Source organism: Novacetimonas maltaceti (assembly GCF_002906255.1).
GTDB lineage: Bacteria > Pseudomonadota > Alphaproteobacteria > Acetobacterales > Acetobacteraceae > Novacetimonas > Novacetimonas maltaceti.
The window spans coordinates 1-10,932 of record NZ_POTC01000071.1; the positions used below are offsets into that span (position 1 = coordinate 1).

At 54.6% G+C, this 10,932-nt stretch carries 9 protein-coding genes and 1 pseudogene; 2 read left to right on the forward strand and 8 right to left on the reverse strand.

The features are described 5' to 3' along the window. Positions 1–97: 97 nt before the first annotated feature. From KMAL_RS14995 to KMAL_RS15005, 3 genes are all read right to left on the reverse strand, one after another. Positions 98–1,078, reverse strand: a complete 981-nt coding sequence (locus KMAL_RS14995; RefSeq protein ID WP_408887933.1) for an HlyD family secretion protein — start codon at positions 1,076–1,078, stop codon at positions 98–100. 75 nt (positions 1,079–1,153) lie between these two features. Next, complete coding sequence (locus KMAL_RS15000; RefSeq protein ID WP_239020168.1) at positions 1,154–2,182, reverse strand: ferritin-like domain-containing protein; 1,029 nt, start codon at positions 2,180–2,182, stop codon at positions 1,154–1,156. 131 nt (positions 2,183–2,313) lie between these two features. Further along, on the reverse strand, positions 2,314–3,963 hold the full coding sequence (locus KMAL_RS15005) for an MFS transporter (protein ID WP_014106199.1): 1,650 nt from the start codon (positions 3,961–3,963) through the stop codon (positions 2,314–2,316). A 247-nt stretch (positions 3,964–4,210) separates the two neighbouring features. Here KMAL_RS15005 and KMAL_RS15010 point away from each other — a divergent pair, with 247 nt between their 5' ends. Next, positions 4,211–5,167, forward strand: coding sequence for a LysR family transcriptional regulator (locus tag KMAL_RS15010; protein ID WP_025825766.1), 957 nt, complete (start codon positions 4,211–4,213; stop codon positions 5,165–5,167). 45 nt (positions 5,168–5,212) lie between these two features. Continuing rightward, positions 5,213–5,608, forward strand: a complete 396-nt coding sequence (locus KMAL_RS15015; RefSeq protein ID WP_014106197.1) for a hypothetical protein — start codon at positions 5,213–5,215, stop codon at positions 5,606–5,608. Between the two features lie 18 nt (positions 5,609–5,626). Here KMAL_RS15015 and KMAL_RS15020 read toward each other — a convergent pair whose 3' ends face one another. The 5 genes and pseudogenes from KMAL_RS15020 to KMAL_RS17985 form a co-directional block, all read right to left on the reverse strand. After that, a complete protein-coding gene (locus KMAL_RS15020) occupies positions 5,627–6,334 on the reverse strand; it encodes a FadR/GntR family transcriptional regulator (RefSeq protein ID WP_014106196.1) in 708 nt (235 codons plus the stop codon). A gap of 261 nt (positions 6,335–6,595) precedes the next feature. Continuing rightward, positions 6,596–7,294, reverse strand: coding sequence for a LuxR C-terminal-related transcriptional regulator (locus KMAL_RS15025; RefSeq protein ID WP_014106195.1), 699 nt, complete (start codon positions 7,292–7,294; stop codon positions 6,596–6,598). A 269-nt stretch (positions 7,295–7,563) separates the two neighbouring features. Further along, positions 7,564–9,795, reverse strand: coding sequence for a TonB-dependent siderophore receptor (locus KMAL_RS15030; RefSeq protein ID WP_158309233.1), 2,232 nt, complete (start codon positions 9,793–9,795; stop codon positions 7,564–7,566). A 186-nt stretch (positions 9,796–9,981) separates the two neighbouring features. Beyond that, a pseudogene (locus KMAL_RS15035) lies at positions 9,982–10,284 on the reverse strand (transposase); the annotation flags it as partial. A gap of 392 nt (positions 10,285–10,676) precedes the next feature. Further along, positions 10,677–10,814 carry a DUF3363 domain-containing protein gene (locus KMAL_RS17985; RefSeq protein WP_456306382.1) on the reverse strand — a complete coding sequence of 46 codons (138 nt, stop codon included), beginning with the start codon at positions 10,812–10,814 and terminating at the stop codon, positions 10,677–10,679. Positions 10,815–10,932: the final 118 nt, after the last annotated feature.

Genomic DNA, 10,932 nt, shown 5'->3' on the forward strand with positions numbered 1-10,932 from the left:
GAGAGACAACTCCCAATCTGCTCAAAACGCAGACTGGACGCCATCGCAAAAACCGTCAATCAAATCGCCAAAACCCAGAAATTACCGGCCAAGCACATCAATCAAGGGTTCTTCGATCCCTCCAGGTTACACGAACCGGCAGACGCTGGACGACCTTGGTAAAGTTCCCGGTGGCATTGTCCGGCTGGATGGGGGCAAACGCGACACCGGTCGCAGGCGGTATGCTGTCCACATGGGCGCGGAGCGGATGACCAGGGAACGTATCCACCCATACCGTGGCTTTCTGTCCCGGCAACACATGAGTCAGCTGCGTCTCCTGAAAATGCGCCACAACAAAGGCATCCTGCACGGGCACGACGGCCATGAGCGCGGTCCCGGCATGAACGTAATTGCCGACGCGTACGCCACGCACACCTACGACACCATCGATGGGCGCAGGAATCGTGCAGTAGGACAGATCCAGTTCCGCCTGACGCAATTCTCCCTCTGCCCGGACGAGACTTCCTTTTGCCCGGTCAAGTTGTGCGGTCAGGACGGCCTCCTGGTCTTTCGCGGCCTGGACACCAGCCTCATCCCTCGCCAACGTCGCGACGATCTGCCGCGTCCCGGATGCTGTCCGCTGGCGCTGCTCGACCGTGCCAGCACCTCCTGCGGACAGATTCCGGTAACGCGCTTCATCCTGACGGGCGAATTCGAGGGCTGCCTCGTCGGCCTGCACTGTTGCGGCGGCTGCCGCGATGACTGCGTTCTGTCTGTTCAGTTCAGCCTGCAGATTGGCGATATCTGCTCGCGCGACCGCGACGTTCCCCTGCGCAACTTTCAGTGCGGCGCGGTAATCATCGTCCTCGATATGGGCGAGTTCTTCACCCGTATGGACCCGCTCGTTGTCCCGTGCTTGCACCTGATCGATACGACCCGAAACCTTCGGGGCAACCAGCGTGGAGTAAGCCGTAACGTAAGCATCGTTGGTTTCGACATGAACACCGTCACCGAGAATGAGGCGGTCCGCGAACCAGGCGGTGGCGCCAAGACCGACGACGCCTGCGCCGATCAGCATAAGATTTCGTGTACGTGACATTTCAGCTCCAGAAATCCTCGGCAGCGTACTTGAACCGGTGCGTCAGCGAGGCAGGCAGGATGTTGGAAAGCGGGGTCACATCGTCCACGCGTAAAGAACGAGAAGACCCGCAAAGCATATGCCACCGATCTTCTCGACCAGGTTTGGTCGTGATGCGGCGACTGTGGGAGGCTTTGAACGGGGAAGAACGTAGCGAAGGCATCGGGAGAGGCCCTGCATCATCCGGGGTCGGCGCAATCTCACGTCATACCCAGCAAACCGTCGGTTGTTTTCGACGAGGCAGATGCCCAGAAGCTCCCGCAGGCTGAGGTCGATGCTGGACACGTCTTTTGCTCCCGATACGGTGAAATTCGCGTCCTGCTCGCGCACATTTCCGTCGGCATCCATACTTCTGACCATGCCGATCCGCTCCCATGCGAGGAACAGCCAGACACCGACCACACGGGCCTCGAACCATGGGCGCTTCCACAGCGGCACCGTGGCGCGATGCCACGCCAGCCAGTTGGCGAACAGGAGAATATGGCGACATTCTTCCTGCATGACCGGCTCGAACGTCTCGACCAGTTCGGCGGGAAAGAACCCGGAGCGCTTTGCCAGTTCGAACAGTCCGAAAGCAAAGAAGCTGTCTACGCACTCGGAAAAACCTGTGACCATATAGGCCCATTCCGTGTCACGCGGGGTGATGTACGGCGGCTCCTTGGCCATCGGTATCCCATAGGCCTCCACCAGCCGGGAGAGGACTTCCTTATGGCGATTTTCCTCCCACGCATTCCGGGCGATGGCATTCTTCATGTCAGGGTCGGCAATCGTCGCAGCGTAGGCCGCCATCCTGAGACGCGCCTTGCCTTCGGTTTCAACCGCGATGCCCCAGATCGGCAGAGATGTGATGCGTCGCAATGTATCAGGATCAAGCCGGGGCCAGTCGATGACGGAAGGCCGGTACGGATTGAACGTATCGCGGAACATGCGCGACACCGCCCGCTTATGAGCAAGACTACCCGGCCTCAAGGGGCCCGGTTCGCTACTCTGCCAGTGCCGGCTACGATAATCTGCATCGGCGAGCGCCTTGCTCCCGGCCTGCCCAATATCGCCAGCATGGGGCATGTTCCCATAAATCCGCTCAAGATCAGTCCTGAATACTTCGATACTTTCATTGGGTGATAGGATGTTTTTAAACTCAGGAGTAGAGCGTGACACGGGATGCATCCTGTCTGACATGGTTTCGATCCTATGGCTTATTTGGCCGGGGTGCTGACTGACGGCGCTCGTGGCGGATAAACCCGCTGGGGCAGGACCAAATTGAGGACAATGAAAGCGGCGCAGAGCCCGATCATCACGTAATAAATGTCCGCGCAGGCCAGTACGAGGGATTGTTCGGCGACCTTGCCGTGGAGAAGAACCTGCGTATTCCACGTCAGGCGATCAGGATCGGCGATGTGGGGGGCCAGCAGCGTACTCGTGGGATCGCCCATCCCGTCAAGGGCATTCTGGTTATAACCGTAGATATCCAGCAACATGGTGGAGTGGTATTGCTCCCGCCGGCGCAGAAGCGCCGCGATGACTCCAGCCGCAATCGCATTGGCAAATCCCTTGGTCATGTTAAACATGCCCGAGATGAAGGGGCCGTCCGCTGGTCCCAGCCCCATGGTGGCCAGCATCAGGATCGAAATGACCATCATCGGCTGGCTGACGACCTGCATCAGCTGGACAATATAGAAATTCTCACGCACCCAGTCTGAATCGATCCATGTCCCCAGCCAGTAGGATGCCCCCTGTATGGCCAGCCCGGCCATGAGGACGATCCGGCAATCAACTTTGCGAATATTACAGAGCGCAGACACCAGTGGCAGCGCGACCAGTTGGGGAACTGCCAAAATCAGCGCGATGGGCGCAGTCTGGATGGGCCGGTATCCCCTCACCTCTTCAAGGTAAACCGAGGGGATCTCTATGGTGACAACACAAAGAACGAGGACGGCCGCCAGGGTCAGCAGGGAGTCCGAGACATTTCTCTGTTTGAGCAACTGAATCCGGAAGAACGGCAGTGGATGGAACCATTCATTGATAATGAAAAGGATAAACAGAAAGCCACCACCACAGAACAGATGTGTAATAAGCGGTGAGCGGAACCAGTCGAGCCGGTCACCCTGTTCGAGAGCAATGACCAGCGAGCAGATCGCAGGCAGACCGGTCAACAGTCCCCTCCAGTCGAACTGCCTGAAGCGCTCCAGCCGCAGCGGATCCTGCGGGAGCCCCCATGCCACACAGATCATCGAAATCACGCAGAGCGGAACGATCTGCCAGAATAGGAACTGCCAGCCCACATATTCGAACCAGAAGCCGGCCAGTGGCACGCCGAGATTGGGACCGAACGTCGCCGTCAGCGCATAGGCGCCAAGACCATAAACCTTGATGTTGGGTGGGAGGAAGCGCAGCGCCACCGTCATGAGCATGGGAGGCAGGCAGCCACAGGCGAACCCCTGCAGGGTACGCAGAATCAGAAGAGCGCCAAGGTTCGGCATGAAAGGAGCCGCGAGCCCAAGCACCCCAACCATTCCTGTCATGACGATAGTCAGACGTCGTATAGAGAACGTCACGGAACACCATGGCGCAAAGGCCATCGCTGAAATATTGAAGGCCTCGAACAGGGCAATAATCCATGTTCCCTCGTCGTGCCCGATATGGAGTTGCCCCTTGATATCGGCCAGTGCCATTTCGGTTGTATGCTCGTTGAAACCGGCCAGCAGCACGGCCAGCAACACACCGATCAGACCGGTGGCGAGACGAAGGCCGAACGCCGGACCTTTAGGAGGCGGTGGAGGTGGCGACGGCGCAGCAGGTATCGGTGCAGCCACCGCTTCCGCAAGGGGAAGGTCGATCCGGGTCAAACGACGCCTCTTTTAGTTGCAATAGGGATGTCTGCGGCGACTGTGATCGCAAAGACCGGGATCGGGAACACTCAAATATGAAAACATGACTCTCATCAACCGTAACGGTGAGAACGCATAAAATTATTGCAGCATCCTCATGCTTCTGGCAGGGTCACTTGTTACGAACATCCTATGTTCCTATCTATTCGGATACTACCAAGCAGATGGGTATGATCCGCCTTCAGTGCGCGGGAGGACTTTATTGATGACGCGTGGCTACGACCTGAACCTGTTACACGCCATGAATGTGCTGATTGAGGAATCGAGCGTTACGGGTGCCGCCCAGCGTCTTCAGGTCAGCGCGGCGACAATCAGCCGCACCCTGTCCAAGATCAGGGCAACCTTCGATGATCCGATCCTTGTACAGATGGGCCGCAACATGGTGCCTACCCCGCGCGCACTCCAGATGCAGCCGCGCATCAGCCGTATCCTCGCGGGCATGCATGACCTGATGCGCAGAGACGAGGAACTGGATTTTACGGGCATAAAACCTATCTTCACGATCCGGGCCGCAGATGTCGTCGTGGGACCATTCGCGACGAAGCTGCTTCAGACCCTGCGGGGAGACTGTCCAGATGCTGCCGTTGTTTTTGCCAGTGAAACCGACGGAGACGATAGCGATGCTCTGCGGCGTGGTGCGATCGACCTGTATATCGGTGCAACCGAAAACCTCCGTCCAGAAATTATGCGACAGACACTATTCGAAAGCCGGTTTCATGCGGTCGTGCGCGCAGGCCATCCGATCCTGCTTGGTGAGATCACGCCCCAGTCCCTGGTTCAATACGACCACATCAGTGTGTCACGTCGCAGCCGGCGACATGGTCCCATTGATGACGCGCTGCAGGAAGAATTCGGCCTCAGCCGGAACGTGGCCCTTCTCGTCCCTTCGTATTACACCGCGATGCAAGGCCTGCACCGGACTGATCTGATCCTCCCGGTGCCCGATGTCGCGATGGAGCGCGACACACTGGACCGTCTTGGGTTGTACGCTTTTCCCCTTCCGCTCAAGCTCACACCCGTCAACGTCTTCCAGGCATGGCATCCCCGCCACGATTCAGATGTGGTGCATCGATGGCTGCGCCGCACAGTTCTCACTGTGACGAATGGATGGCGCAACCGCTCACATGAGACGGCCCCGGGAGGAGACGTCTTCGTTCATTAAAAAAGGTCCGATGATCTCCTCTTTAACATCTTATGGAGAATAGGCATGACTACTTCTGACGCTTCGAAAATATTCGATACAACCGGTTTTCCACTGGTCTGTCTGAATCCGGACAAAGTAGTCCCGGGTTACGCGGCAAGCTGGAAAGGCGAGATGACCGCCCTTCTGGAGCGCGACACCCCGTTTGCCCTGATTTACCCACCTGCTCCAGAAGAGGATCACGATGACAGAAAGGAGCGAGGACTCTGGCTTAAGACAAACCGCGAGCCCCTTTCCAGATTATGCAGGGTCATGATCCTGATTGAGCCCGATGCGACACGACGTTCGGCTCTGGAAGAGATGTTTCCGGGCGCGGAACGCGCATTCGGTGTTCCTCAGATGGCCACCGCGTCGAAGGCAGAAGCCGAAATCCTTGCCCACCATGTTCTGGCCAGCAGGTAGATGACCGTGGCGCGCGGCTCAGTCCCTGTTCCCGGTATGATCGGAAAGGGCCTGCACGAGCGGTCGGACGACCGCGCTTGCCGCACGAGCTGCGCGCGTGCCATCTCCCTGCTCGATTGCCCGGAATATCCGTTCATGGGCGGCGTATCCGGGTTCAGGCAGCCCATGCTCTTCCATGACGGCACGCCCTGCCTGACGCGCTGCAACAAGAAAGTATCGATAAAGTTCAACCAGGGCTTCATTATGGGTCGCTTCGGCGACCGCCAGATGAAATGCCGTATCCGCTTTGAGAAACCGATCAAGATCACCGCCCGCAGCCCACTCTCCGCGCACCTTGAGCGTTTTCTCCAGCTTCCGAATATCCCTGGCGGTCCGATGTCCTGCAGCCAGTCGGGCCGCTTCCGTTTCCAGAATGACACGCAGTTCAAAATGATCCCGGAGACTGGATCGCGTGACACGCCGCATAACTGCGGCAGGGTCAAGTTCAAAGCGGACATAAGTTCCGTCCCCCTGCCGGACTTCCAGCACGTCAGCATGGGACAGAACACGAATAGCCTCCCTCACCGTATTCCGCCCAACCTGCAACATCTCCGCAAGTTCAGTCTCTTTTGGGATACGCTCTCCGACGGGCCAGGCCCCGCTTTCGATTTTTTCCCGCATGGCATCAATCGCGCAATCGACGAGGGAACGACGGGGAAGTTGGGAAAGTAAGGTTGATTGGGACATAGGATGATTTCTAACTCAAATGCCGTCCTTTTGCTACGGCGATTTGATCTCACTTGTCGGCCACTTACGAAAAATCTAAGAAGAAAGTCACCTTTTGCGGCCCGTATAGCGACGTTCAGCTTTTATCTTTCTACAATACGTCAATGAGCATGGAGCTCATTAGTTTATTACTCAACCAATAATAAAAATCCATACCAACCACATACTACAAATATCTATATTCGTAATATGTGTTTCGTTTCGTAATTATCAAATTTTATGTTACAGAATAATTCCAAAACACACAGCTTTAAATATTGCATGCGTCTTATTGCTTGCATCAAGTTTGGAAATAAGATTTGCGACGTGAAAATTAATGGTCCGCTCGGTAACACCGAGAATCTGTGCTGCTTCGGAAGCGGTTTTGCCCTCTGCTGTCCAACGTAGGACTCTCTGTTCTGTTCGAGTAAGCCGCGGCATCTCGAGACCCCGCTGCTGCTCGGTCGTCGTAACGATAATCTGAGCATGCATGCCATGAAAAACTGATAAAATCCGCCGTGCCGCTGAATCCGTCACATCCAGTTCAATATTTGACTTACTCCAGAGCAGAAAATAGGCAGCAATCCCCGATATTACCCGTAACGGAATATATTTAATTTCTTTCAGACTCGCTATTCGGCCTTCGTATGTATGTCCTTTTTTATTTCTTACTTTAATGGCACTGTATACATTTCGAAAGCCATTTTGTTGGCTTTTAAAAAGCGGTTCGGGCGACATGGGCGAATGTGAAGCAAAATAGTCGAGTGTTTGCTCGTCCCCGTTCGTCACCGTTACAGAACGAGGAAATATTTCTGGCACACAACCTGAGGCATGATACAAGTAGCCATTGAAACCAATCGATTGAATAAAATCATCAATCACGCGTGACTCGTAAATGTTACGGTCAGAGATAGATTTAGGCATGAGATCGATCGGCCGCATGACTACTGTTCTCCATTGCTTTTAAAACATTTTAGCTCGTCATTTCGTGGTTTTAGGAAGACCCGCTCCAAGTGTTCGAATCTAATGTGAACTCTCAGTTCATATAACAAACCGTCAATGACAATTCAGTTCGTACTGTTCTGTCTGTTTGTTTGTTGGATAGCCTATCATCCCATCTATTCGGAGTCTTGTCTTTTCTCGCCCCGGTGCTGATGAAACAGACGCATGTCGGATACGGAAGTATCAGAGGTCATAGTCGGGTAGTAAAATCACCACCGAAACGCAATACTGGTCTTGAATGTCCTTCGGTTTCCGTAAAAACATCCTCCCGCCGAGAAGCATGATGACACATATTTCCGGTCGAACAGGTTGGTGCCGTTGAACATCAGGGTCCATCCATGGAGGCTGGGTGACAGGTGGGAGAGATCATAGCGCAGTGTCGTGTCGAATAGCACTACGCCGGGAACCGTAAAACTGTTGGTTTCATCGCCCGCACTTGAACCCACGTATCGGACGCCCCCACTGACGTTGATGCCCTGTAGATGTCCCCAGGTGACGGCATAGTTCGCCCAAAGTGACGCCATATGTCTGGGCACGGCATAAAGGCGCTTTCCGATCAAACTTGTATCCGGATCATGTGTAACAGTCGGATCCGTGTAGCTGTAGGACGCAATCAGTCCTAGATTGTCCGTGAGCGCCGCATGGGCTTCAAATTCGACGCCCCAGGACCGCACGCCACCGCGCTGGACGGAGTAGTAGGGATGAGCCGGGTCCGTGGTGCTGACGTGTCGTTCATTGATGTCGTAAGCAGCGATCGTCAGGAAACTGCTATAACCGACAGGCTGATATTTGATGCCGCCTTCAACCTGACTGGCCCGGGTCGGCTGGAATGCTTTCCCCTCATAATCGACGCCCACGACCGGCTGGAACGACGTCGAATAACTCACGTAGGGTGATAATCCGTTTTCAAAAAGATAGACAAGTCCGGCACGTCCGGTAAACGCTGAATCATGTTGGGTGCTTGTCGTATCGGAAAGCCGATCGAACGTCCTTATGGTAAGCCAGTCATGACGGCCTCCCAGAAGCAGGGACCAGTGACCGAGCCTGATCTGGTCCTGTATGTATCCCCCGATACGTTGTGAGTCCTGTCTTGTGCTCTGGGCCAAGGAAGGAGGCACGATGCTGGCATCATAGACGGGCGCGCTATAGTCAAGTGCCGAGACTAGCCCGTAAGCGGACTGCTGCATTGAGGATTCCGAGCGGTCATAGGTTACGCCAGCAAGAATACGGTGCTGGAGTGGTCCTGATGTCACATGCCCTTCCACACGTGTGTCAGCCACCACACCGTTGAGATCAGCACGTGACCAAGACGAGTAACGATTGAGATTTCCATTAGTGTCGTAGGGATTGGAGAAATTGACTGCAAGTCCCTTGAAACTCGTATTCAAATATTCGTAGCGAACGGTTTGCTGTAGGTTCCATCCCTGAAGAAAGTGATATTTTACCCGGTATTCCGGCATGATCTGTGTTCGGTTGTAGCCATCGTAGTTTGACTGGCTCGGATTGAATTTCGTGGAGATGCGCCCGTGCGGGCCAGGCAGAACACTCCCCTTTGCAGGGATCCAGCCTGCAAAGTTATTGTCCGGATCACGTTGGACATTCAGTACGAAATCAACGCTTACTCGTGGCGTAGCTTTCCACGTCAGCGTGGGTGTGAGAGCCAGTCGCTGCTCTTTTGCGTCCCGCATCTGCGTATCGACCCGTCGGCCCAGGCCGCTGATCCGATAGAGGAGTGTCTGATCGCCTGTGAGGGCACCGCCGACATCGAATGTGCCCTGTATCCTGTTGCGACTGCCGCTTTCGACCGCAATCTGTCGAGGGGCTGAAAGAGACGGAAGTTTGCTGTCAAGGTTGATGATGCCCCCGGGGCTGGCGTCTCCGTACATCACGGAAGCTGGGCCGCGCAGCACTTCCACCCGATCAAGAGTTGAAGGATCTACCGTTGGAATGGCCCATCCTTGACCCTGTTGTAACTGTATGCCGTCCAGAAATCCCACGTAATTGGCCGACGTTGCAAAACCACCGAACCCACGCATAAATGTTGTATCGAATATCGTGTCACTACGTGGCTCGGAATAAACTCCTGCCGTGTAGCGCAATGCCTGCGCGACGTTTTGGGTAACCTGATCATCCATCTGTTGTCGCGTGACGACGGAAATGGACTGCGGAATTTCACGGAGTGGGGTGTCCGTCTTGGTGGCGGCACTGCTGTCGAAAGCAACATATCCTTTCGCCTTGTGCTGATACTGCGCACGCACCTCGATGGTTTCTGTTTTCGGTTTTCTGTCGTGAGTTTTCTCTTCAGTGGCTTGGCCAATACAGGGTAGAGCCACACCGCATCCAAGCAGAATGCAGAAAAATGGATTGCGTCGGTCATAAAAAATATTACCAGAACGGCGCTTATGGCTCGTGTGATGGCATTCGCATATCAATTGGGTCATTGAAAATTTGTCCAACGAATTAGGTTGGATCAAACGTAAATGCGAAGCGGTCGCAGAGTCAATACATGGGATGTTTGGATGTAAGTATGTTTGGCCTTGTCTTGCCATTCGGCTACTCAGGTTCCCAGCGTGATCACGCCTCTCGAGCACACAACCAAAGAAAACTGCTACTAGAGCACGTCCACCTTATTCTGATTCATACCCTGCGGCGGTGAAGAAGTTGGCACATTCGTCACGGGAGAAAGCATCCAAGACTGATCCGGCGGCGTCCTGCGGGGCTAAGATGGTTCTTACTGCCTTGCTCCGCAAAAGGGCCTTGAACTTGGCGAACTCCATTTCGATCGGGTTGGAATCGCGACTACAAAGAGGCAGGAACTTCATCTGTGCGGCCGCTCGCTTGATGGCCTTTCGCGCGCCCGGAATCGTATGAGCGGGTAGATTGTCCAACACGCCGACATCGTCCGGGCTCAGCGTCGGCACGAGAACATGGCCGACATAGGCCTGATGAACTCATCTCGTAAAAGTTGAGAGCTTTTTCAGATCAGATTGCCTGCCTTTCGTATGCAGCAGGGTTGATGACGTCGAGCGACGAACGGCGCCGGACAGGATTATAGAAGCTGTCGATGTAACAACCGATAGTGGTCTCGGCATCCTGTCAGGCTAGTAAGATCGCCCGCCAAACAAGTTCCGATTTCAAGGTTTTGAAGAAGGTCTCGACGATGGCATTATCATAACAATAGCCCCTGCCGGACATAGAGATAAACCCTCCATGTTTCAAAAACTCACTCTGATAATCGATTGAACAATATTGTCTGTCACAGTCAGTCCTCCTTCTTGGCCGCCAGAGGATATGAACCAGATGAATCGGATTATGATAAAGCTTACATCGCTATTCCAGCGTCCCGTCGTTGCGAAAATTCCCATGCGATAGATGCGTTATTCTGAGCGACACCAGAGACCGCCTTACCGATCTGTTTTTCAATGGACAGTGTCCACGGAACAAGCTGAAACCCTAGCAGCCTGTCGGGTTGGGCATTTTGCGGCTGATAACGCCAAGGCTGACCTGGCTTATGCTGCCTGAAGCCGCGCCATTCTTTTACAGTTGTATGCGAGAGCAACGAGTGTCCATTCGGTCGT